The sequence below is a fragment of the Mucilaginibacter conchicola genome (genome assembly GCF_003432115.1).
Classification (GTDB): Bacteria; Bacteroidota; Bacteroidia; order Sphingobacteriales; family Sphingobacteriaceae; genus Mucilaginibacter; species Mucilaginibacter conchicola.
Genome location: NZ_QWDC01000001.1, coordinates 1,973,691 through 1,997,764 on the forward strand (window position 1 = coordinate 1,973,691; position 24,074 = coordinate 1,997,764).

Below are 24,074 nucleotides of genomic sequence, written 5' to 3' on the forward strand. Positions count from 1 at the left end.
TGTGATAAATATTACAAGCAAAAGTAGGTGTGTACTAAGTACACATCAATCACACGTTTATGGGATATTTATAAATATCAGTAATTGTTTTTCAGCGCTTTAGCCACAGCCTCGCTTTTAGAATTTACGTGAAGTTTCTCGTATATCTTTTTGATGTGCGACCGTACTGTATCAATTGAAATGAACAGATCTGATGCTATCATTTTATAGCTATGGCCGTTTACCAATAGTTGCAAAACTTCGTTCTCGCGGTCGGATAGATTAAAATCGTCGCCCCCGCTCATGGTACCAGCACCCGAGAACATCTTTAACACCTGTGATGCAATAGATGATGTCATTGGGGCGCCGCCCGTTTGGGCGTCCTGTATATACTCCAGTAGTTTGGCAGGTGGGGTTTTCTTTAGCAGGTAGCCATTGGCACCGCTTTTTATGGCTTCAAACACGTTTTGATTATCATCAAAAACGGTAAGCATCAGTATTTTAATCTCAGTATTATGTTTACGAATAAGCTTAAGGCCGGCCAGCCCATCAACATTGGGCATGTTGATGTCCATCAGTATCACATCAGGCTTTATAGTTTCACATTGGTTTACGATATCGGTACAATCAGGAAAAGAGCCGGCATATTCAAACCCATCCGTCCCATCAAGCAAAATTGCCAGGCCATCCCTCAGCTGCGGGTTATCTTCGTAGAGTAAAACTTTGATCATCAATAGTTAAATGTAGAACTGCAAATTACTTAAAACCAAAACAGCTGTCAATCACATATTTATGTTACCGGTATTTTAAGCGTAACAATAGTGCCCACATTTTTTTCTGATGTGATGGTAAAACTACCGGCCATTGCTTTGGCGCGTTTACGCATATTGGCCAGCCCGTTACCGTTAATGGCAGCATCTACATCAAACCCTTCACCATCATCCGTTATTTCCATTTGTATGGTATTGCTGCTTACCGCAAAGGCTACCTGCACGTTTTTTGCTTTGGCATATTTCACCAGATTGTTCAGTGTTTCTTTATAAATAAGGAACAGGTTACGGCGAACATCCATATCCAATTTTATGCCATGCAAACGTTCGTCGTTCACAACGGTATATTCAATATCGCGTGGCTCTAAAACAGTGGCGGCGTACTCGCGCATACGGGCCACAATGCGGGGCATAGTATCATTGGCGGGGTTAATGCTCCAAACAATATCATCCATGGCATCCATCATCTGGCTGCTGTTTTTACTTATACGCCCCAGGTAATCTTTAACCTGCAGGTTATCCTCATTTATCTTGGTATTGGCCACCTCGCTGAGGATATTGATCGATGTAAGAGTTGACCCCATATCATCATGCAGGTCGCGGGCTACTTTTTCGCGCAGGCGCTGCACGGCCAATAAGCGATTAATGCGGAGTTTGTATATGATATAGAATGGCACGGCCGCCAGCATAAACATAAGCACTACAAACCACCAGGTTTGCCAATAGGCCGGCCTTATGTATATTTTCATACTGGTGGTAGTTTTTGAAGGTATCCCATCCGGACTAACACATTTTACCATAAATACGTAATGCCCCGGCGAAAGTGAGGCATACGATGCTGTTAACGAGCTCTCGGCCTTAACCCAGTTATCGCCGGCACCTTTCAGCATATAATAATAGTTGAGCTTATTACGCTGGGTATAGCTTAATGATGCAAACTGAAAGGTGATGGAATTTTGGTTATGGGTAAGGTTAAGCCCGCCACTGTTTTCAATAGAATCTACCGGCAGGTAGCGGTTAAAAAGTTTAAGATCGGTAATAGTTACATCTTTTGGCGCGCCCACATCGCGCAGGGCATCAGGTTCAAATATCACGAAGGTATTGCCGCCTGCAAAAACCATCTTGCCATCAGGCAGGCGGCTGCTGCGCTCAAGCAAAGTTCGGTTATCAATAGTGGTCACCAGGCCGTCTTTCTGATCGTATGAGCGGAAAGTATTTTCGGTCACATCGTACTTCACAATCCCCGCCGGGTTACTCATCCAAAGATTGCCCTTCAGATCAGCCTGCATGGTTTTGATGGTTGGTAGCGGAAGGCCGTTGTATACGGTAAGGTGTTTTACCATGCCTGTTTTCCGGTTAAGAATATCGAGGTTATCCATGCCGGCTATGGCAAAAACAGAATCGTTAATTTGCGCCATAGCAGGTGCAAAATTGTCAGCTAAGCATCGTTTAGGGTTGTCCCCCGTTTTGTAGTTTTGGATGATGCGCCCCGTGTTCGGATCCATCACCATAACGCCTTTAAGGTTGGTAGCTATCCACAAAAGGCCGCGGGTATCTACCAGCATTTTGGTAACCATCAGGTTAAGATTGGTTATAAACCGAAATTTCCCATCCGGCGACCATTTGATGATCTTGCCCGATTGCGAGCCGAACCACAGATTATGCTGCCGGTCTTCAACTATTTGTTTGATGGTACTTTTCCTGAAAACCGTATCGTTTATAAACCGCGACCTGCGGGTTTGCGGGTCATAGTCTATCACAACTCCCGCCTGGCAACCAATCCAAATATGGTGTGTAACCGAATGCTGGCACATATCCCAGGTATATTCAAAACCAAAAATATTTGGCTTGTTGCGGTAGATATCGTCACGCAAAATTGTATCAGGCGTTATGCTGAGCTTGCTGCTTATTTTGTACGGAAAAACCTTACCGCCCCAAGTACCCACAATAAAGCCGTTATTGGCTATGTGTTTTGCAAAATTGATATTATGGGGTATTTGCCCGGTGCTGCCGTGCTTAATACGGTCTCCAATGATGGTGCATGAGTAAAGCCCGTTATCTGTGGCTACCCATAAGTTATGGTCAATATCCTCATACATCTGGCTGATGTTGGTGAAACGAATACCGAAGCCAACGTTGGTGTGTTCGTAAAATTTCTCAAAATAATGGCTTTGGCTATTATAGATGTTAAAAACATTATCACCAAAACCCCACACCTCGTTTTTAAACTCGCCGAAATGAGCAAGATCGGCATAGGCCGGCTGATCTGGCTGCGCACCAAATTGGGTTAGTTTCTTTTCATTGGGTTCGTAAACAAAAAAATCAGAGGCAGCAACAGGAGGCCAGCGGTGTATAAAGAAGCGGCGCTTACTGTCAATAAAAACTTTGAGGATATAGCGGCCAAACTTAAAATTAAGCACAGGTATATTCAGCGGATTGTAGCCCTCGTGATAAAACTGTTTATCCTTAGCATTCCAAACACCTAAACCGTTCTCTCCGGATATCCAGTAATCGCCGGTTTTGGTATCTTCAAAAACACTTAGCACTTTCCAGTCCTGCGGTATTTTAATATCCTGCCAGCGCTCAAAGGCATTGCTACGCCGGCTATAAATAAAAACACCCGACTGTGGCCCCTGCACCGTAAGTAATATTTGCCCTTTGCTATTGCTCCATAAGATGGTAGGCCCTTCGGGCACTTTACTAAGATCAGCCTTGGTATAGGTGTTGGTTTTAAGATCATATTTACCCACCTGCCTGCCCATGTGCAGCCACATATTGTGCTCGTCATCACCGGTCATTTCGCTTACCGAGAGGCCGGGCAAACTGTTATCTGTTGATTGTTTATATACCTGTATAAACTTATTCCCATCATACCGCTGCAGGCCACTCTCGGTACCTACCCAAATAAAACCCTTGGCGTCCTGCCATACACAGTTCACAAAGTTTGAGCGCAGGCCATCATTTACTGAGAGGCGCGAAAAGATGATCTCTTTACCTGAGGATTTGAAAGATAACAGAACAAGCAAATGCAAAACCACATACCATGGCTTGTAAAGCAACGCTTTTATTTGATTGAGGTTCAATGGGTTCAAAACAAAGAGGCTTCTTAAAAATATAAAATCATTTCCCGCAATCCAAATTTGCAGGCCACACCTTACAGGTGTGGAGACGTTGTTTTTGCCACAGGTGTTACGTAGATTTATAAAAAACATTTGCCATGGCCCAAAACTTCCTGCTAACCGGAGAATTAATGTGGAGTTACGAAGAAGAAGTGGCCGCAATAACCGCTGCCGAAAAAACCATGCGGGGACTAACCGGCTTAACCGGCCCTATGCACCACCACAGCGGCACCATTGCTTTAACAGAGGAATATGTACTGATAGAAAGTAATGCCGATGAAGATGACCTGATCATTCCGTTATCATCCATCACCCAACTTTACTTAGGCTTTGATGATGTGTACACCAACTATTCAGTAAAAAACTTCGGATTGTTCTGGCAGCCTCTGCGGCTGGAGTTTACCAACAGCCATCACCAGCCCGAAAAAGTGTACCTCATCATCGATTACATGATGCTGTACACCCAAAACAAAAAGTGGTATGATGCACTCACTTCTATTTTAGCCTGATGGTATTTACGCAGTTTTCTCGAACGACATGATAGCCTGATCCAGATTATCATCCTTACCCAGCTTAAGTTTTTGTTTTAAGCGATACCTGGCCATACGGATGCTTTTGGGCTCAACACCTAAGCGGGTGGCAATTTCTTTATTATCCAATCCCATTAAAATGTAAGCACAGTATTTAAGATCTAACCGCGTAAGCGAGTTATCGGCACGTTCCTGCAGCGATGCAAAAAATGCCGGATGGATATGGCTTAACCCCTGTTGCTCATCAAGGTTTTTATCGGCACGCAGGTTTTGGTTAATAATGCGTCCAATCTGCCTTGCAGCGTGTTCAGCATCGCCACCGCGTGTTTTCTCTTTAAGGATTTCCAGGATGGCATTTTTCTCTTCTATTTTCAGCGTGCCTGCAAGCAGTTCCTTTTCCAGCCACTCGGTGCGGTCTTGTAACAGGGCTTGTTGTGCTTCGGCGGTAGCGCGTCCTTCTTCTAACAGGCTTGCCTGCAGCTCAGCTTCCTGTTTCTCAAGCGTAAGGCGCTGGGCTTCGGCCTGCTGCAGTTCGGCAGTAAGGCGTATCTCTTTGTTCTCCTGGTCGGCAATTTGTTTTTGCTGTTGCGATGCTTTTAGTTTGTAATGGTACGAACTGAGCAACAAGCCCAACACCAAAATACTCACCGAGCCAATCACTACGTATAGCCAATTGAGACGCTTGTTATAATCAGCACGCTCTTTTAAACGGGCAATTTCGTTATCGCGCTGGGCGGCATGGTATTCTTCTTCCAGTTGCTGCACTATCCCCAGCTTTTGAGCATCAAACACTTTACCGTAGTAGGTAACGTACTGCTTATAATACTCAAGGGCTTTTTGTTTATCGCCTTTTTGCTCGGCCACGTTAGCCAGGCCAAGCATCAGCCTGGAGCGGGTAATATCTACACCCGGTGCGGCGCTTTCTACCTCGCCTATGCCGGTGAGCAATAACTGTTCTGCCTTAGCATAATTCTTCTCGCGAAGGGCGTATTCACTCAATATGCCGTAGCAATTGGCAATGATCTCTTTACCGTTTTTTGATCTCCTGCCTATCTCCAGGGCAATGTTCACGTAGTGTTGGGCGCTATCTTTTAAACTCAGCGGATAATACTTAAAATAAGCATTAGAGATATTTAAAGCAATGAGCGAAGCGTTGCTCTGGATAAAGATCCTCTCTTTGTTTTTTTGATAAAAGGCCATCGCTTTGCGGTAATAACGCATACTGGAGTCAAGCAACTCTCTTCGGCCCATGTTGTGCTCAAAAGATGAAAAGAAACTATGCGCCAGGCTCATGTAGCCCAATTGCGTATCATCAGCATAAGGGCTTCCTTTTGCCATAGCCATACAGGCCAAGGCATAGCGGTGCTGTTTAAGCGTATCGCTGCCGTAGGCGTATATACTGGATATGTAATGGTTAATAAGGGCTCTGTAGCTGTAAGTACGTTTATCATTGATATTCTCTACCATCGCGTTGGCTTTAAGTAAGCCCGAGATAGCTTTTTCATCATTCCCGCGTACCAGTTCAAGCCAGCCTTTGCGTAACCAGGCATAAGCAGTCAACTCTTTGTTGGTTGATTTTGCGGCGCAGCGCATGGCGCTGTCTATATAAACGGCGCAACGTTTTTCCTGCCCTTTCTGCATCAGCAGGTGGCCATAAGCAGCATAGCAATAGGCTTTTACACCTGCATCGCCGGTGGCTTTGGCAAGCGATATGGCGCGGCCGCCGATTTTAAGGGCTTCATCAGCATTTTTTTCAACAGTAGCGCGGGCCAGTTCGGCGGTAGCCACGGGGCGGTCATGTGGCGATGCGCTGTTGGCAACCCGGGTTAATGAATCAATAATAAGGCTTTGTGCAGAGGTAGCTTCGGCATAAAACAGTATCGCTAAAAAAGCGACGTGGGGGATAATTTTCTTTAAAAACATAAGTGCTCAGGTAGTTAACTGCAGCGAAACAGGCATAAAATCAGGTCACGCCAAATTCGCTTTGTTATATCTGTAACACAGGAATTTATGAAATTGTTGTAGATGATTTGTAGACGCTTGTTTTTTAACCTGTAGTCGCCTTGTAGGTGTCGCTTTTTTGGCGCGGGTTGCTCACCTAACTACTTTTGGGTCAACATCTTTATCGTTAACCATAAAATTAAAAACTATGTCAAACAAAACAATGGCTATTGTTAGCTACATCACCATCATCGGTTGGATCGTTGCTTATTTAGAATTTAAAAAACGCCAGGACAAAAGCGAACTGGTTAATTATCACCTTGGCCAATCGCTGGGTTTAATTATCCTAACCTTCGCCTTAAGTATCGCTGTATCAATATTGGCAGCCATTATACCGGGCCTTTACATCGTTAGCGGTGTAGTTGGTTTAGGTACTTTGATCCTATTATTATTAGGCATTGTTACCGCCAATAACGAGGCCATAAAACCACTGCCGGTTGTAGGCAAACTGTTTGAAGGCCGCTTTAATTTTACTGATCAGGTTGATGCTAAATCTCAGCAAAAAACCTTCTAAATCTATTGAAACCTAACCTTTTCTAAAGCCTGATGGTACTGCTGCCTTTTCCAAGTGAGGTGGCGGTTACCTGACGGCTATTTTAACATCATCTACCAAAATGAAATACTATGCTGTTAGGCTCAAACGCGGGCACAAACCCGGTAACAAAAGACCGACCGACAAAAAGTGAGACCGAACTGATCGCCACACTGATCAGCCAATCGCGCTATGCCGAGGCTTACCTGCTTCTAAAAAATGAAGCTACCGATAACACCGCCACTCAATATAACCTGGCTTTGTGCCTTTATTGGGCGGGCAGCTATCGCGAGGCCTTAATGAGCCTGGATAAGGCACAGCTTTTTATGCCGGTTAATACCGGCAGCGGCAAAACAAACCCTGCTACCGACAGTTTTTATAAAGCGATACGCGAGAAGCAAAACGGGCTGGATGATCATCGCAACCCTGTTACTCAAAAGAATATTGAACTAACCACACAGATGGTAGCCGACGGCATTGTACGGTTAAAAACCGACTGCTGGCTGCAATTGGGCGAATATGCCAGGGTAATTGATATTGCCACGCCAATAGCCTATAAAAACTATCTGAACATATTTGAAGCATTAACTATTGCTAAACAACATCTGAACAAATGAGCACAGAATATAACAAGATACGGGATACCTACCACCGCAACATGTTTGCCGGTGAGGCCGAGCGGGCTGATGTTTTGGAACTTTACAAAGCCCTGCCCGATTTGGATATAAAAGGCGATTACGAAGAAAACCTATATCACCTGGCTTCGCGATTTACGGATCCCGAAGCCATTAAATTTCTGAAAGAAAAAGGCCTGCGTGCCGATACCGATAAATATGGCAACACGCCTTTCCATGCTTTGGCTACCACAAAGTTCGATCTGCGAGATGCTAACCTTGAGACAAAAGCGGCAAAAATAAACGAGACCGCAAAAGCTTTATTAGAGATTGGTGTTAACCCGAAAAAGAAAAACGACAGTGGCAAACTGGCTTACTTTGAGGCGGGCCTGGTTTATATGTACCCCATGCTTGATGCGTTTGGCGATGCGGGCGTTAAAATGGATGCTACTGCCGAAGAAGGCAAAAACCTGTTGCATACCATCTGCGATAAACTGGTTCACCGCAAAGATATCCCAGGTGCGGTTGAGGCGGCTACCAAAACCGTACGCGTGCTGGTTGAAAAGAGCGGCATCGACGTAGAGGACAAAGATATTTTTGATACCACACCCCTTACTTACGCGCAGCGCAGCGGCGTAAAAGAGATTGCCGCCCTGCTAACGGGCGATGAAGGTGATACTGCTACAGGTGGCATGACCTTGCATGAGGCTATCCTTAACCGTGATACCGTTGCCGTGGAAACTATTATTAAAAACGGCGCCGACCTTAACGAGTTATCAGACCATTACCGCCGTACACCACTGATGCTGGCCTGTGAATACCCATCGCTACCAATGGTAAAACTGCTTGCCGATGGTGGCGTTGATGTGAACTATCGCACGGGCACCGGTGAAACGGCTGCTTATCACTTGTTAACTAAAGCTATCGGCAACTTTGGGCGAGGTATGAGCCAGGACCTGAAGGATATCATCAAAATGCTGCGAACGCTAATTGACAAAGGGTTAGAATTGGATGCCGCCATCACCAACGAAGGCGACACTGCCATTAATGTGGTTTGCCAGGCAGGCTATCTGGCCGATCTGAATAACTCTTTAGTGGAAGAATTAATTGATGCCGGCGCGGATATCAACAAACCCAACCATGCAGGCAGAACCCCGCTCATGTCGTTCGCAGCACGTGGAGACGAGCCTAAGTATGGCATTGGCGAACTGTTATTGGATAACGATGCCGACACTACTTACGCGGATAACACTGGCAATACTGCCCTGATGTATGCGGCATCAAACAGCAACCAAATGTCGGCCAAGAAATTGGTATCACTGATATTGGATAAGGATACATCAACCATTGAAAAAGTAAACAACGCCGGGCAAACTGTTATGGATGTTGCCGTACAAAGCGGTAACGAAGCGGTTGTGAAACAGATACTGGCTTAATAGCATATACCTATGGATAACATGTTTTTAAACACGTGTAAAAACGCACAAAAAGGAATAGTACAGGCCTTCCTTAAAAAAGGCGGCATCAACGTTGATAAGCGCGACGGACTGGGCAACACGCCTCTTTACTACGTTTGCATAAAGGGTGCAAAGGATATTGCCAAAATGCTGATAGACGCCGGTGCCGATGTAAACCTGGCCAATAACGTAAGCGAAGTGCCGTTGCATTGCGCATCACGATCAGGCAGTAAGGATCTGATCAAATTGTTAACCGATGCCGGAGCCGACGTTAACGCCGCTAACAACTTTGGGCAAACGCCGGTATTTTATGCCGTGCTTGCCGGCAAAACCGAAACTGCTTTGTACCTGATATCATTAGGTGCCGACACTTCGGTTAAGGATAACTCCGGCTATAACATACTGGACCATGCTACCGCAAATGGCATGCGCGAGTTGGTTGCCCAACTATCAGGTTCTGAAGGTAGCGACACAGCCCAAAAAGATAACAACGGCAACACGCCACTGCATCAGGCAGTTTACAACAACCAAAGCGAGGTGGTGATTTCCCTGTTGAAAAGCGAGACCGTTAAACCTAACGAGTTAAATAACGACGGCGTTAGTCCGTTGATATTGGCGGTGAACAATTCTAACACCCACCTGGTTGAGCTTTTGATAAAAGCAGGTGCCGATGTAAACCAGCATGTGTTGAATGGCAATTCGGCCTTGCATTATGCTGCGGGTATGGGCAACCATCACCTCGGTAAAACACTGATTAAGGCAGGCGCCGAAGTAAACTCGCGCAACAGCTACAGCGAAACACCATTGATAGTCGCCGCTCAATGCGGATACAACGATTTTACCGCCATGCTGATTGATAACGCCGCCGACCCTAACGCTGTTGACAACGACAGCCGCAGCGCCATGAACTTTGCCAGCGAGCGTGGCTACACCGAAATACTTGAACAGCTTTTAATGGCCGGCGCCGAAGAATAAAGCTCGGCTTGATATATCGTCTAACCTAAAATTCACATAACCATGAAAAAAGCAATTTTTCTGATAACATCCTTCGCCATGCTGCTGATGGCGGAACAAACCTTTGCACAAAGCGAGGTACAAACAGAAGAGAAAAAGAATAAGATTGTATTAACCGTGATGGATGGTGGCAAGGCGCTCAATACCGATATCAATTCGGTTAGTCTTTCTATCAGTCGTTATGAAGATTCCGACGAAGCCGAGGCTGCACCAGAGGTTAAGCCTGCCGGTAAGGATACCAGCAAAATAAAGATCCCTAACAGGATCCTGAAACAAGCAAACGGTATCTCTTACCTCAGCATAGAAGCAAAAAGCTTAAGCCCCGAGCTAATGAAAATACTGGCCAAAAGCAAATCGAAATTTGATGGCAGTATCACCATTACCGATCCGGCTACTAAAAAAGTGATCAAAAGCCTTAAGTTTAAACAAGCTTCACTTTACTCTTACTCAGATAACTTTTCGGCACTTAGCGATAGCTACGGCTATGGCAGCTCGGTAATATCAATTAATTGCAAAGGACTTTCAATTGATGGTGTAAGCTTTGATTAACCTATCGGCTAACATTAACCTATCACAGCAAAAAGGCTCCCGATTGTCAGGAGCCTTTTTGTTTAATTATTGCTGAGGCATTGGCGCTGCCGATGGCGGCGGCGAACCCGCGCCCCAGGCTTTATTGGCCACAGGGCCCATTACCAGTTCCAGTACACCACCGTTGGCAATATCGCTGTGGTTAAACCATGGTTTGTTCCACACCTTACCATTCAATTTAGCTGATTGGATGTATTTATTATTGAACGATGCATTCGTTGCTTTTATCTCGAAGAATTTACCGTTACCCAGATCCATTTTCATACACGGAAAGCATGGGCTGCCGATGTTGTAAGTTGGCGAGCCGGGCGTAACCGGGTAAAAACCCAACTGACTGAAAGCTACAAAAGCAGTCATACCGCCACCGTCCTCATCGCCGGGAACACCCATCAAATCGTTGCGGTACCATTGATCGAGCAATGAGCGGATGCGTTTCTGGGTACGCCACGGCGCGCCTGCGTAGTTGTATAAATATGGGATATGAAAACTCGGCTCGTTAGCCATTGAGAACATACCCACGTTGCCCGTATGATCGGGCAGGATGTTGTAGAAACTCCATCGGGCCATTGGGTATGGCTCGTTGAACATATTTTCTAACGCATCAACAAAAGCTTTGTTGCCGCCAACCATTTTCACCAGGTCGCCTATGTTGTGCTGCACATCCCAGCGGTAAATGTAGCCGTTGTTCTCATCATAATAGTCGCGTGCACCCGGCCCGCCCGATGTGCGGTAATCCAACGGCTCAATAAAGTTGCCTTCGCTATCTTTCGGATGGAAGAAACCTGTTTTAGGATTGTACACATTACGGTAATTGTACGATGCTTTAAGGTAATGATTAGCCTCATCTGTTTTACCCAAACCGGCAGCTATTTGTGAAAGGCACCATTCATCAAATGATGTACCCAGCGTAACTGCAATAGGCTGGCGTTTTTCCCATTTGCTTACCTGCTTAACGGTCTCCTCTTCGCCCGGCTTTAGGGCAGGGAAGTAACCTTTGTCTTTATAAAACTTATCCAGCTCGCCCGCAGGCACAGCATGCGACCATGGAATTAATGATTTTCCCTCGATAGCACCTTTTGATACCTCGTATGCTTTTGCCAGGTCAAAACCGCGCAGGCCTTTGTTCCAGGCATCGGCAATGCTGGCAATACCGTGGTTAGAGTTCATGCCTCGGTCATCGCCGCTTACGCCGGGGAAGGTTGGCAACCAGTTCTCGCCGGTTTGCTGCGCCATCAGGATGTACGAGTTCAGGATATTGTTCTCAACGCTTTTGTTGATGAGCACGCGTAGCGGGTGCGCTGCGCGGTAAGTATCCCACAGCCAGTCGTCGGTATAAAATGCTTTGCCGCCATCGTTATGTACCTGCCCGTCTGATGCGCTGAAGTATTTGCCATCTTCGCTGATATTGATAGGGCGCTCATACGTGCGATATAATGAAGTGTAGAAAACAGTAGTCTCTTTATCAACCGCACCGGATACAGCAATTTTGCCCAAAGCATCATTCCATATCTTGCGGCCTGTAGCTGCTACGGCATCCACGTTAAAATCCTTTACCTCTCGCTCCAGGTTTTTCTTAGCCTGCTCCACGCTGATGAATGATACACCATAACGGATGCCTATCTTTTTGGTACCTGCCGGATACTGCAGCGCCAATGAGTTTGACGGAGCGGCATTCCAGTTGATACCTCCATTAGTGGGAACGCCGGTTTTGGCCGGAGTGAGATCCGTAACCGCATAAACATATACACGTGTTTTATTGCCTAATTCCCGGTAGCCGCTTATAGTGTTGGCTTTTGCCTCTATATGGCCCTTTCCGGTGTTGAACACGAGGTAAGCACTGCCTTGTTTATCAAACGATATTTTGTAAACGGCACTCTGGTGCGATGGTGCAAAATCAACCCCGATGTTAAACTCATCAAGGTAAACCTGGTAGCGGTATGGGGTAACTTTCTCCTGGTCGTAACTTAAATTAAGTTTCGGGTAGATGCCGCTCTCACTGCCCTGGTATGGGTAAAAATTAAACTCCGACTCGGACCTATGGTGCGTTACAATCAGCGGCAGGCCACCAATATAATTGGTAGTATAATCATTGCGCACCGGAAAAACGCGCATCATGCTGTTTGGCAGATGGGTAGTAGGGTAAGTGGGTACCAACATGTGGCTAATGTTACCAATGTTTGGGTTTACATAATCTACAGGTGCTTTTGCAACAGGCTTTTTAGGCTTGGGGCCATCCGTAGCACCAGCAATGGTGGTAGTAACTACCAGGCCCAGCAGGGCAAATAGTTTAGCTTTGATCATAAGTGAGTATAGATGTATAGCGAGTTTGGCAAAACAGCTATCTGCCAATATAAATAAAGCCGCCTTTAAGGGGCGGCTTTTAATTTTTTATGTTGATACCGCTTAGTCAACAGAAACGGTTAAACCTTCCTGTTGCAATATCTTTCGGTATATCTCCATTTCGGTGAAAGAGCCCTCAAGCACGGCACATTTACCATCATTGTGAACCTTCCAGGCTATCTTTTCGGCCTGGCTTTCGTTATAGTCCAGATACTTCATCATGCAGTAAATAACATGGTCAAAAGTATTATGGTCATCATTCCACAAAATAAGGCGGTGCATCTCTTTAAGGCCCGCCAATATTTCTTCAAGCGTGAGGGTTTCTTCCTGTACTTCAGTTGGCATATAGCGCAAATTTACTCAAAAATAAACCTTACGCATAATTGCATTTGATTTTACTATTTGTCTATTGTACCGTATAGCGCAATACCTGCCTGCCAATGCGGCCATCGGTATCAACACCTTCAACAACAATACGGTAAGTGCCTGGTGCGCCATTAAAATAGCTGGTAGTTGCCTTACCTTCATTAGTAACCACATCAGGATTCCAAAAAATGGTTGAGCGCAGGTCGGCAAGTTTAGCATCAGCCTTAGCCTCATACTTTGGTGAGTAAAAAATTCTTGCCGCATAAATACCTTTAGGTGCGTAAGATCTAATACCCTTGCCATAACTTCTGGAACGCTCTGACGGTTCATCGCCCATTTTTGTGGTGATCACCAATACACCGTTAGATGCTGTTGGCCCATAGATAACAGCGCTTGCTAAACTTCTGATAACTTCTACTGCCTGCACATCATTAACGTTAATAGTGTTCATCAGATCGGCATCGCCATAAATACCATCAACCACCACAAGCATTGGCCCGCCACCCCGCGTAGAATAAGCCGCACCATTTCTGAAGATGACGCCGGCAACCCGGCCTTGCAAACAATCGGCCAGCCTAACACATCCCATACCAATGTCCTTTGCAAGTAGTACCTGGTCTGCATTGCCGGGGCCATTGAGGTTCCTGGAATGCTTTAACGCGTTCTTTTTCTCTGTGATCTTTACCTCGGCCAGGCTTATTACATGGTTACCCTGGCCAAGCTTCATTTGCTCAAAATAAAATTGTCTGCTGTTTTGGGCATAGGTAAGAATGCTTTGCCCTGCGTTGGCTTTAAAATCGGGCAGGCCTTTGTAATTTGCGGTAGCTGCCGGCGGGATAGTATCTATCACTAATACCACATCCTTTTTATTTTGGGCGGTACGTGCCTGTACTAAAAACTTAATGCTATCGGGGTAAATAATATCTTTAAACACAAACCTGCCGTTGGCATCTGTTAGCGTATCTATTTTCTGCATCCCGTGGTCAAAGTTAAGCAGGTTTAATTTCCCGCCCTTAACCGGCTGCCCGCCAAGTGTAGTTACCCTACCAGAAATACTGAACGTTTTTTGAGCCGGAAATTTATCAGCAACATTAGTAGCCGCCGCAATGGTGCGCCACTCAAAACGGTGGTAGCCCTGGGTAAGCATCAGCATATCCAGATCTGCACGGGTTTTCTCGTTAACATCGTTAAAATAGTAGGCAGGCTGCTCTATATAACCCTTTATATCTGCGTTAAGCAGCAACGATGCAAAAATATTGTTCTCGGTATTCTCGTCAATTGGTGTTTTGCTTTCGTTAATAACTGCTAATGACAAGCTACTAAACGCAGGTTTTCCGTCTGTTGATTTCGCTTCAACATTAAGCGTTACCGGCTTGCGCGATGCTTGGTTTTGGTTATCAGGTGTTACTGTAATATTCAGCTTATCGTTACCATGCACAAATACCAGGCGCTGGTTTAAGGGCTCGCCTGTTGGCGAAAAAAGTGTGAACTGCACAATGCCCGACGGGAATTTGGTTATGGGTATAACGGTAGCAAATGTTGCCTTATCTGCCGGGCTTTTAGCAGCATAATAAACCCGCCCGTGGGCCTGCGCCACCAAACTCAGCTGCCCTGCAACCGGCTTGGCCGATGATACACTTACAATGATACGGTTAGGATCGGTACCTATTACATTCAATACTGTGCCATCATCATTAGCTTTAGGTAAAGGTATAGTGCCTTTAGATCCATCGGTATAAGTTAGTTCGGCTTTATAGGTTTCGCCGGCTTGCGGTGTAAAAGCAAACATCCCCATCCCTAAATGTGTGGTATTTATCTCGGCCACCTGCTTGCCGTTATTATTAACAATAGTTCCCTTTGCATCAACGCCTAAACCATCAGTACCAATAGCTTTGAATGCCACGTGCGTTGCTATTCCGTTAACCAGGTTACCCCCTTCCGGAAAGAACTGCACATCGGCAACGCCGGCCATAAAACGCACCGGAATGCTTTTTGTAACCTTGTTTTCGCCCACGCCTGATATGGTTGTAACCACGCGCGCATTGCCCATTTTATCTACGTCGGCAACCGGAAAATTGATGGTTACGTTGCCATCAGCATCGGTTACGGCTTTGCCCTTTACATTTGCACCGGCAGGGCCAATTACAGAATAAGTTATTTGCTTGTTTGAGTAGGCGGCACCATTTGCATCGGTATATTTTATTACAGCGTTAACCTGCTTTTGCTGATAGCTGAAGGTAGTTTTAGTAAATACCTTATTAGATATGATATTGCCTATAACAATGGCTTTATCAAAAAAGTACTCGCTACCCGCATTACGCATATATTCGGTATATGCACGTATACGATAATTACCTTCATGAATAGTATCGGGTAGCGGGATATCACCATAGCCCAAACCATTATGGAGTTGAATTTTAAATGCTTGTTTTATTGAATCAACATCGTTTATCAGTTCAACATTCAGTATACCACTATCGGGTTGCAGTATTTTATCGGGGCCTGTTAGTACGTAGGCTTTAAACCAGATATCCTCTCCGGCAGTATAGTAAGGTTTATCAAAATGCAGGTAAGCTTTCTCTATCGGATGCTTTTCTGTCCAGGCCGCCAGGCGATTTGTGATGGTAGATATAACATCATCATCAACAGTAAAACTAAAAATGCCCGCCAATATAAATGCGGGAAATACGAAAGTGATAAGGCGTTTAAAGGTCATAGATTTAGGTTAAGGTTAGATCAGAATTTGTTCTTCCACATCATGCTTTCAACAGGGCGTGTGGTAGGTTTATTGTATTTGGCATTACCTTTTGTGTTGTACATGGTCTCGATCTCACCTTCAACCACAAAATATATCAGTTGGCCAATAGGCATACCGGCGTAAATACGCACGGGTTGCGCACATGAGATCTCCAGTGTCCAGGTATTGCAAAAACCAACATCGCCTTTACCGGCTGTGGCGTGTATATCAATCCCCAAACGGCCCGTGCTCGATTTCCCTTCCAGAAAAGGGACATGCTTATGCGTTTCGGTATACTCCATGGTTACGCCCAGATAAAGCGTATTGGGCTGTAAAACAAAGCCTTCTTTAGGTATCTCAAAATTGATGATTTCGTTATGCAGCTTGGCATCCAGCACACGATCTTTATAGGTAGCAAGATGCTTGCCCAGATGTACATCGTAAGAATTGGTGCCTAAATAATCGCGGTTAAAAGGCTCTATGATGATGGTGCCTTTTTCTATTTCTTCGAGGATGCGTTTGTCTGATAAGATCATACGCTAAATTACCATTAATAGGCTTAACTGGCAATTAATTTACTTAGTGTAATACAAATAAAAAACCGCCATGCATATCTGCAACGGCGGCACACTAAACCACCTTTATACGATGGTTCTCACTCACCCAATCCTTCTCTTGTTATATATTAAAAGCGCTTTTGCACTTGCTTACTTTTATAAGAGCCATCGGCAACCCGTAATTTAACGCAACCTTCGCCCATGGCAACTATGGCTAATATGATAGCCGATATGTATATCTTTTTCATTTTCTGCACATTGTGATAATTATTGAATATGACGCAGGTTGCTGCAGCAATGTTACATGCCGGCAAAAAACATTAACTTATTTTTAAATTAATGTGATAGATATTGTTAAGCTTTTTCGCAATTTTACCTTATGGCAATAGCGTACCGACAACAGATTGATGAGGATACCGAGTTTGCGCTATGGAAGATAGAAGAAAGCGCCGATGAGCTGTATCAACAGCTTAAGCTTGATGAGGATGAAAAAGCCTATACCCGTAAGCTCAGCAAAAGCAAACGTTACCTGCACTGGCTGGGTACCCGTGTTTTGCTTCGCAAGATGCTAAAGACCGAAGAGTATATTGATTGTAAAGTTGATGCCCATGGCAAGCCTTACCTGGTGAGCCTACCCTACCATATCTCGTTAAGCCACTCGTTTGATTATGCTGCTGTAATGATCAGCAAAACCAGCCCGGTGGGGATAGACATTGAGCAGATAAAAGAAAAAGTGGAGCGCATTGCCGGCAAGTTTATGCGGCCCGAGGAGTTGGCCACCATCACCGGGCATAAAAAGATTGAGCAGCTTTACGTTTGCTGGTGCGCCAAAGAAGCCGTTTATAAATGCTACGGACAAAAAGAGGTGTCATTTGCCGATAATATTACACTTTACCCGTTCACCTTTCAGCATCATGATGCGTTGCAGGCCAAACTGCAAAAAGGCGATGTAAACATCGACTACGAAGTTGGCTACATGCAATACGAGGATTATATGATTGGTTATGTTAAGGGATGATAAATGAAGAACAAGAAAGTACTTTTTGAAGATTGGGGATTAACCGATTATAAGCAAGCCTGGGATAGGCAGGAAGAAATCTTTGGGGCTACAGTAAAACTGAAATCAGACATACGTAACCGCGCTTTAGCTGTTGCTGCCGGCGAAGCCGAAGATGAATACACCCCAACCCCAAACTACCTGATATTTACCGAGCACCCACACGTATACACCCTCGGTAAAAGCGGCAAGGCCGATCATCTATTACTTGATGAAGAAGGGCTGAAAGAGAAAGAAGCAGTTTACTACCCCATTAATCGTGGCGGGGATATCACTTACCACGGCCCGGGCCAGATAGTGAGTTATCCTATCTTAGACCTCGATAACTTCTTTACCGATATTCACCTGTACCTGCGTACGCTGGAAGAGGCCGTTATTTTAACCATGGCCGATTTTGGCCTTAAAGGAGAACGTTACCCCGGCTATACCGGTGTTTGGCTTGATGCCGACAATGAACGCGCCCGCAAGATATGCGCTATGGGTGTACGCTGCAGCCGGTGGGTTACCATGCATGGCCTGGCGTTTAACGTAAATACCAACCTCGATTATTTTAAGAACATTGTGCCCTGTGGTATTGATGACAAAGCAGTAACCTCTATGCAGTTAGAGTTGGGGCAGGAAGTTGATATAAACGAAGTGAAACAAATCCTTAAGCACCATATTTCCGTACTTTTTGGTATGGAGATAATTGGATGAAAGGATTTTTGATATTATTAACACTTGTTGCCTCGGCCTGTACTAAATCAGTGACTGACGCGCAACAAAAGTATGGTACGCCCACAACTATAAACACACCTATGCCTCAGCCAAAAACTTTCAGTTATCTCGCCCTTGGCGATTCATATACCATTGGTGAAGCGGTACCGCAGGAGCAGTCTTTCCCATATCTGTTAAATAAGCGCTTTAGTAATACCACAGCACCAGAGATAATTGCCGTTACCGGCTGGACAACCGGCGACCTGAAACGCGGTATACAGCAACGCAACCTGCAAAAACACGACTATGATATTGTGACACTATTGATAGGCGTAAACAACCAGTACCGCCGCTACAGCAAAGACGAGTACCGTACTGAGTTTATAGAACTATTAAACACAGCCATAAGCTACGCAGGCGGCAACAAAGCCCGTGTGGTTGTGCTTTCTATACCCGATTGGGGTGTTACACCTTTTGGCAAAAACTCTGGTGACCCGGCCGCAATTGCAGCAGATATAGATGCTTTTAATGCCATTAACAAATCAGAAACTACAAAGCTTGGTGTTACTTATATCGATATTACCCCGGCATCTCGCAGGGCTGCCTATGATACTGATCTGGTGGCTTCGGATGGATTACATCCTTCGGGCAAGATGTATAACTTATGGGTTGAACAATTACAGCCGGTAGCAGAGGAAAAATTGAAATGATATTATAACATAAATAAAGCCCCGACTTGGTCGGGGCTTTATTTTTAGTAGCGCTTTGGGCGTAGCTATCGTCTGGCAGTAATGTACCGGGCAGCGCTTTGCTTAAGAACTTTAAATCACTCCCCTAAGTGTTAAACAACAACGCACCCGGTTACATTTATCTGCCACAACATTAATCCCGCATTTGCACCTGCGGAAATTGCTCATCTATTACACAGTAAAGTTAAACACAGGGCACAGTGCACAGGCGGGTGTTTTCACCCATTAAGTTTTGTTTTTTAACGCAAAAAAGGGGAGCACTTTTGGCGCTCCCCTTTTTATCTATAAAGAATAAATACTACTTAACTTTTCTGATACGGCTGTTATTAAAATCAGTTACAAAAACATTACCGCTGTTATCAGCAACAATACCTTTAGGGTAGTTGAAAGTTGCCGCACTGCCTTCGCCATCGGTATTGCCGGTAGCTGCAGATTTACCTGCCATAACAGTAAGGATATGATCTTTATTAATTTTAAGTACACGGCCTGCACCGTCAGCCACAAAAATATTATTATTAGCATCAACAGATAACGCTTGTGGAGCGCCAAAAGGCATAGATAAAGAATCAAGGCCACCTGCAAAAGTAGTTACCACGTTATCAAGGTTTATTTTGCGAATAGCTTTATTCGCAGGTTCGGCTACGTAAATATTACCGGTTGCATCAACAGCAATGCCTGCGGGCTTGTTAAAGCTGGCATCTGTTCCGCTGGCATTTTTGTAGGCAGCCACCCTGTTACCTGCAATGGTAGTCACCACACCTGCAGGGGTTATTCTGCGGATTAAACCTGTGCCACTATCAGAAACGTACAACACACCATTAGCGGCAATAGCTATACCTGTAGGGGCGCTAAAGCTTGCTGCTGTACCTGTACCATCCTGATAGCCGGTGTTACCGCTACCCGCAAATGTAGTTACCACACCTGCAGGGGTTATTTTACGTATAAGGCTATTGCCCATATCGGCAACAAAAATATTGCCGTTAGCATCAACAGCTAAACCCGCCGGCGAATAAAAAGAAGCCGCGGTACCCGTACCATCAGCGCTACCTAAACCACCCGTACCAGCAATAGTGGTTACCACGCCATCGGCAGTAATTTTACGGATAGTACAATTGTATGAATCGCTAACATATAGGTTACCGGCAGCATCCCGCGCGGTACCAAATGGGTGGTTAAACAACGCCGCAGTACCTGTACCATCTGCATTACCCTCTGCCGAGCCGGCAAAAGTGCTCACCGTTCCGTAAGCGTTAGACATATCGGTGCTGGTTTTAAATTGCACAACAGCGCCATAAACCGTACCGCTTTGGTTGGTGGCGTATGCCCTCAAATAATATGTTGTATTTGGCGTAAGGCCTTTTAGGTTACCTATAAAAGATGTGTTCTTTATCTTTACAAGCGATTTGATATCTGATATGGTGGGCTCCTGGTTGGTTGTACTGTAACAAACCCCATACTCGTTAACAATTGCACCTTGATTGATAACCACACCACCGGCCCAGGCCTGGGTAGAAGTTGCATCGATAATAACATCATTAGTTACTATTTGCGGCAGGGCTATCACAGTATTATCATGCTTTAGACATGAGGATAACCCCAGTATAATTGATAACGACAGTGAGCTTAAGAGAGTAATTCTTCTTTTCATTTAATCAGTTAGTGAGTGTACGCTAAATCGGTGTTAAATTTCAGTGTTATACCGCTATTTTAAAGGCCTGCAATTGTTAATTAATGTTAAACAACAAGCTTGTTACACCAATACGCGCAAATATCGGCATTTGCAACACTATTTGGGTAAAAAGTATCGGTAAATAAGTTATTTATACCGATGATAGCATTGTGGTAAAAACTGATTACAAATGCCTGACCTAATAAATTTTGCGCCCAAGCTGTTTAATCTATTTTTGTATAATTAACTGATAGCACATTTATTACCACCAGCATGGCTGAAAATACTTTGGCGCGCCGCCTTGGCCTTACGCAAGCCACTGCAATAAACATGACCGATATGGTTGGCATTGGGCCGTTTATTACCCTGCCAATGGTTATCCACATGATGAATGGCCCGTGGTTTCTGTACGCCTGGCTGGCCGGCGCCATACTCTCTTTTATTGATGCAATGGTTTGGAGCGAGTTGGGTGCTGCATTCCCTATGGCCGGCGGATCATACAACTTTCTGAAAGAAACCTATGGCAAAAACAAGTTAGGTAAGCTCATGAGCTTTTTGTTTGTATGGCAAACCATGATACAGGCACCTTTGGTAATTGCTTCGGCAGCTATAGGTTTCGCATCATACTTATCGTATTTATTGCCTTTAGATAGCTGGGAGTTAAAAGCGGTAAGCGGGGCAGTTGTTATAGCTATCGTTATTTTACTTTACCGTAAGATAGAATCCATAGGTAAAATAAGCACTGTACTTTGGATAGGTGTTTTGGCAACTATGCTCATCATCATTGGCGGTGGTTTATTTCACGGCAATTTCCTATCGCCCATTAAACATATTAATGATGGGCTTAACCTTAACTACGGCTTTGTAGCGGCAATAGGTTTTGCCAGCGTAAAAAGCGTTTATAGCTATTTAGGTTATTATAACGTTTGCCACCTGGGTGGCGAGATCATTAACCCGTCGCGCAATATTCCGCGCAGTATGTTCTTATCTATTGCCGGTATTGCCATCTTGTATATGCTGATGAATGTAAGCGTGGTGAGTGTTATACCGTGGCAGCATGCCAAAGACAGCCAGTTTGTGATAAGCGATTTTATGGAGCATCTGGCAGGGCATAACGCTGCAAAGGTTATCACCTGCCTTGTATTATTGGTGGCTTTTTCTTCGGTGTTCTCTGCTACGTTAGGTTACAGCCGTATCCCCTACGCTGCAGCTGCCGATGGTGCTTTCTTTAAAGTCTTCGCCAAATTGCATCCAACAAAAAACTTCCCTTATATATCATTATTGGTTTTAGGGGCAATAGCATTTGTGTTTAGCTTACTGTTTAAACTGAGTGATGTGATCAGCGCTATACTGGCTATGCGCATTCTGGTTCAGTTCATCTCACAGGCTTTCGGGCTTTACCTGTTGCGCCGACGAAAAAGCGAGACCTTATTCCCGTACAAGATGCCGCTATTCCCGGTGCCAATTTTTGCGGCGATATTAATTTGGATAGGCATCCTGGTATCAACCGGCTGGCACATGGTATTGGGTGGAGTGAGCGCCATTATACTGGGTACTGTAGTTTACTTTATCAAAGCCCGCATGAATGGCGAATGGCCATACAAGCTTAAACCCCTAACCGGTAAAAATCAATAGCATTTTTAGCCCAGAACCGTTCCTGCTCATGTTGGCTTAATTGATCTACATAGCCTTCGGCGATGTTATATGCTTTTTGGTAACCACCTGCTACGTTACAAACAGGCCAGTCTGAACCATACATTACCCGTTTGGCACCAAAGGCGTTAAACACCACATCAAGATATGGGGTAAAATCTTTGGGCTGCCAGTTTTGCCAATCGGCTTCGGTTACCATGCCTGATATTTTGCAGGATACATTTTCATGCTGCGCGAGAGCTTGGAGATCTTTTTTCCATCCGTCAATTTCTCCTGTTTTGATAAACGGCTTCGCCAGATGATCTATCACAAACCGTTGCTGCGGAAAAGCGGCAACAAATTCTGATGCGATCTTTAGGTGCTTGGGATAGATGAGAATATCATAGCTAAAACCCAATTTTTCCAACATACTGATCCCTCGCATAAAATCAGGGTTCAGCATGAAGTGATCATCGGTTTCGCCTTGTAAAATATGGCGAAAGCCTTTCATCAATTTCTCAAAGTGATAATGTTCTAAAACCTCTTCGATATTTACCGACTTAAAATCGGCCCAACCCACAATGCCTTTTATAAAGCTGTTCTGGCGGGCCAGTTCCAGCATAAAGTCGTTCTCCGCAATGGTTTGGTCAACCTGTACGGTTACGCAGCCGGCAATTCCGTTCTGTAGTAACAATGGTTGAAGGTCAGCAGGCAAAAAATCACGCCGGCATGCATGCATATCATCATTTATCCATGCATGCCTGTGCTTATCATACAACCAAAAATGCTGGTGACTATCAATTTTTAGCATAGGCTTTTACCGTTTGCGTGGCCGTGCCCAAGCCATCAATACCCAGCTCAACCACGTCGCCCGGCTTAAGGTATACCGGTGGGTTAAAGCCCAGGCCTACACCGGCAGGTGTACCGGTTGAGATAATATCGCCCGGCAGCAAAGTCATGAACTGGCTTACGTATGATACCAGGAACGGAATATTAAAGATAAGGTTGGCGGTAGTGCCATCCTGCATTTTTTCGCCGTTAACGTTAAGCCAAAGGCGCAGGTTGTGTACATCATCAACTTCATCGGCAGTAGCCAGGAAAGGGCCTATCGGTGCAAAGGTATCGCAGCCTTTCCCTTTATCCCAGGTACCGTTACGCTCCAACTGAAATTCGCGTTCTGATACATCATTATGCAAGGCATAACCGGCCACATATTCCATCGCCTCGTTTTCTTCAACATAAGATGCTTTCTTGCCGATCACTACGGCCAGCTCCACTTCCCAATCCGTTTTTACCGAATTTTTAGGGATGATGATATCATCATTGGGGCCAACCAACGCAGTGGTAGATTTAAAGAAGATGATAGGCTCGTTAGGTATCAGCGCTTTTGTTTCCTCGGCGTGGTCTTTATAGTTAAGGCCAATGCAAACTATTTTTGATGGCCTTGCAATAGGTGCGCCTAAACGCTCGTTATCGCTTATCTCTTTTAGCGAATCGTGGTTATCTGCAAGATATTGCTGTAAACGTGCTAAGCCATCAGTCTCAAAAAATTGCTCGGTATAATCTTCACCAAAGCCAGATGTATCATATTTTTTATCGTTAAGGATAACACCGGTTTTCTCTTTGCCGGCCTCGCCGTATCGTATCAGTTTCATATTGTTAGTTCA

Annotated in this window: 20 protein-coding genes; 10 read left to right on the forward strand and 10 right to left on the reverse strand. The window is 44.9% G+C overall.

Annotation, left to right across the window (positions count from 1 at the left end; genetic code table 11):
• Positions 1–77 precede the first annotated feature (77 nt).
• Both D0C36_RS08920 and D0C36_RS08925 read right to left on the reverse strand, forming a co-directional pair.
• Entirely contained in the window at positions 78–710 is a 633-nt protein-coding gene (locus D0C36_RS08920) for a response regulator (RefSeq protein ID WP_117391171.1), read from the reverse strand.
• Between the two features lie 59 nt (positions 711–769).
• A complete protein-coding gene (locus tag D0C36_RS08925; protein WP_158557095.1) occupies positions 770–3,832 on the reverse strand; it encodes a sensor histidine kinase in 3,063 nt (1,020 codons plus the stop codon).
• Positions 3,833–3,966: 134 nt separating this feature from the next.
• Here D0C36_RS08925 and D0C36_RS08930 point away from each other — a divergent pair, with 134 nt between their 5' ends.
• Positions 3,967–4,377 carry a hypothetical protein gene (locus D0C36_RS08930; RefSeq protein ID WP_117391173.1) on the forward strand — a complete coding sequence of 137 codons (411 nt, stop codon included), beginning with the start codon at positions 3,967–3,969 and terminating at the stop codon, positions 4,375–4,377.
• Positions 4,378–4,383: 6 nt separating this feature from the next.
• On the opposite strand, the gene D0C36_RS08935 is transcribed toward D0C36_RS08930, so the two are convergent.
• Complete coding sequence (locus D0C36_RS08935; protein ID WP_117391174.1) at positions 4,384–6,321, reverse strand: LuxR C-terminal-related transcriptional regulator; 1,938 nt, start codon at positions 6,319–6,321, stop codon at positions 4,384–4,386.
• A 226-nt stretch (positions 6,322–6,547) separates the two neighbouring features.
• Here D0C36_RS08935 and D0C36_RS08940 point away from each other — a divergent pair, with 226 nt between their 5' ends.
• The 5 genes from D0C36_RS08940 to tssD all read left to right on the forward strand — a co-directional run bounded on the left by D0C36_RS08940 (position 6,548) and on the right by tssD (position 10,565).
• Complete coding sequence (locus D0C36_RS08940; protein ID WP_117391175.1) at positions 6,548–6,913, forward strand: DUF4870 domain-containing protein; 366 nt, start codon at positions 6,548–6,550, stop codon at positions 6,911–6,913.
• A gap of 110 nt (positions 6,914–7,023) precedes the next feature.
• Entirely contained in the window at positions 7,024–7,548 is a 525-nt protein-coding gene (locus D0C36_RS08945; RefSeq protein WP_117391176.1) for a hypothetical protein, read from the forward strand.
• Complete coding sequence (locus D0C36_RS08950; protein WP_117391177.1) at positions 7,545–8,981, forward strand: ankyrin repeat domain-containing protein; 1,437 nt, start codon at positions 7,545–7,547, stop codon at positions 8,979–8,981. Before D0C36_RS08945 ends, D0C36_RS08950 begins: the two co-directional genes overlap by 4 nt.
• A gap of 12 nt (positions 8,982–8,993) precedes the next feature.
• Entirely contained in the window at positions 8,994–9,977 is a 984-nt protein-coding gene (locus D0C36_RS08955; protein ID WP_117391178.1) for an ankyrin repeat domain-containing protein, read from the forward strand.
• Positions 9,978–10,019: 42 nt separating this feature from the next.
• Positions 10,020–10,565 carry a type VI secretion system tube protein TssD gene (gene tssD, locus D0C36_RS08960; protein WP_117391179.1) on the forward strand — a complete coding sequence of 182 codons (546 nt, stop codon included), beginning with the start codon at positions 10,020–10,022 and terminating at the stop codon, positions 10,563–10,565.
• A gap of 66 nt (positions 10,566–10,631) precedes the next feature.
• Here the strand turns inward: tssD and D0C36_RS08965 are convergent, their stop codons facing one another.
• From D0C36_RS08965 to dcd, 4 genes are all read right to left on the reverse strand, one after another.
• Complete coding sequence (locus D0C36_RS08965) at positions 10,632–12,905, reverse strand: GH92 family glycosyl hydrolase (protein ID WP_117391180.1); 2,274 nt, start codon at positions 12,903–12,905, stop codon at positions 10,632–10,634.
• Between the two features lie 102 nt (positions 12,906–13,007).
• The gene (locus D0C36_RS08970; protein WP_117391181.1) at positions 13,008–13,289 is read right to left on the reverse strand and encodes an ATP-dependent Clp protease adaptor ClpS; all 282 of its coding nucleotides are present in this window, start codon (positions 13,287–13,289) and stop codon (positions 13,008–13,010) included.
• 61 nt (positions 13,290–13,350) lie between these two features.
• Complete coding sequence (locus D0C36_RS08975) at positions 13,351–16,026, reverse strand: TonB-dependent receptor plug domain-containing protein (RefSeq protein ID WP_117391182.1); 2,676 nt, start codon at positions 16,024–16,026, stop codon at positions 13,351–13,353.
• A gap of 20 nt (positions 16,027–16,046) precedes the next feature.
• Entirely contained in the window at positions 16,047–16,583 is a 537-nt protein-coding gene (gene dcd, locus D0C36_RS08980; RefSeq protein ID WP_117391183.1) for a dCTP deaminase, read from the reverse strand.
• 400 nt (positions 16,584–16,983) lie between these two features.
• On the opposite strand from dcd, the gene D0C36_RS08990 reads away from it, so the two are divergent.
• From D0C36_RS08990 to D0C36_RS09000, 3 genes are all read left to right on the forward strand, one after another.
• A complete protein-coding gene (locus tag D0C36_RS08990; protein ID WP_117391185.1) occupies positions 16,984–17,622 on the forward strand; it encodes a 4'-phosphopantetheinyl transferase family protein in 639 nt (212 codons plus the stop codon).
• A 3-nt stretch (positions 17,623–17,625) separates the two neighbouring features.
• Complete coding sequence (gene lipB / locus D0C36_RS08995) at positions 17,626–18,357, forward strand: lipoyl(octanoyl) transferase LipB (RefSeq protein ID WP_117391186.1); 732 nt, start codon at positions 17,626–17,628, stop codon at positions 18,355–18,357.
• 101 nt (positions 18,358–18,458) lie between these two features.
• Positions 18,459–19,067: an SGNH/GDSL hydrolase family protein gene (locus D0C36_RS09000; RefSeq protein WP_233524452.1), complete on the forward strand. Its 609-nt coding sequence runs from the start codon at positions 18,459–18,461 to the stop codon at positions 19,065–19,067.
• A 337-nt stretch (positions 19,068–19,404) separates the two neighbouring features.
• Here D0C36_RS09000 and D0C36_RS09005 read toward each other — a convergent pair whose 3' ends face one another.
• Positions 19,405–20,754, reverse strand: a complete 1,350-nt coding sequence (locus D0C36_RS09005) for a hypothetical protein (RefSeq protein WP_117391414.1) — start codon at positions 20,752–20,754, stop codon at positions 19,405–19,407.
• Between the two features lie 294 nt (positions 20,755–21,048).
• Here D0C36_RS09005 and D0C36_RS09010 point away from each other — a divergent pair, with 294 nt between their 5' ends.
• Positions 21,049–22,410, forward strand: a complete 1,362-nt coding sequence (locus D0C36_RS09010; RefSeq protein ID WP_117391188.1) for an APC family permease — start codon at positions 21,049–21,051, stop codon at positions 22,408–22,410.
• Here the strand turns inward: D0C36_RS09010 and D0C36_RS09015 are convergent.
• A complete protein-coding gene (locus tag D0C36_RS09015; protein WP_117391189.1) occupies positions 22,382–23,218 on the reverse strand; it encodes an amidohydrolase family protein in 837 nt (278 codons plus the stop codon). The genes D0C36_RS09010 and D0C36_RS09015 overlap by 29 nt on opposite strands.
• Positions 23,205–24,062, reverse strand: a complete 858-nt coding sequence (locus tag D0C36_RS09020) for a fumarylacetoacetate hydrolase family protein (RefSeq protein ID WP_117391190.1) — start codon at positions 24,060–24,062, stop codon at positions 23,205–23,207. The genes D0C36_RS09015 and D0C36_RS09020 overlap by 14 nt, the downstream gene beginning before the upstream one ends.
• Positions 24,063–24,074: the final 12 nt, after the last annotated feature.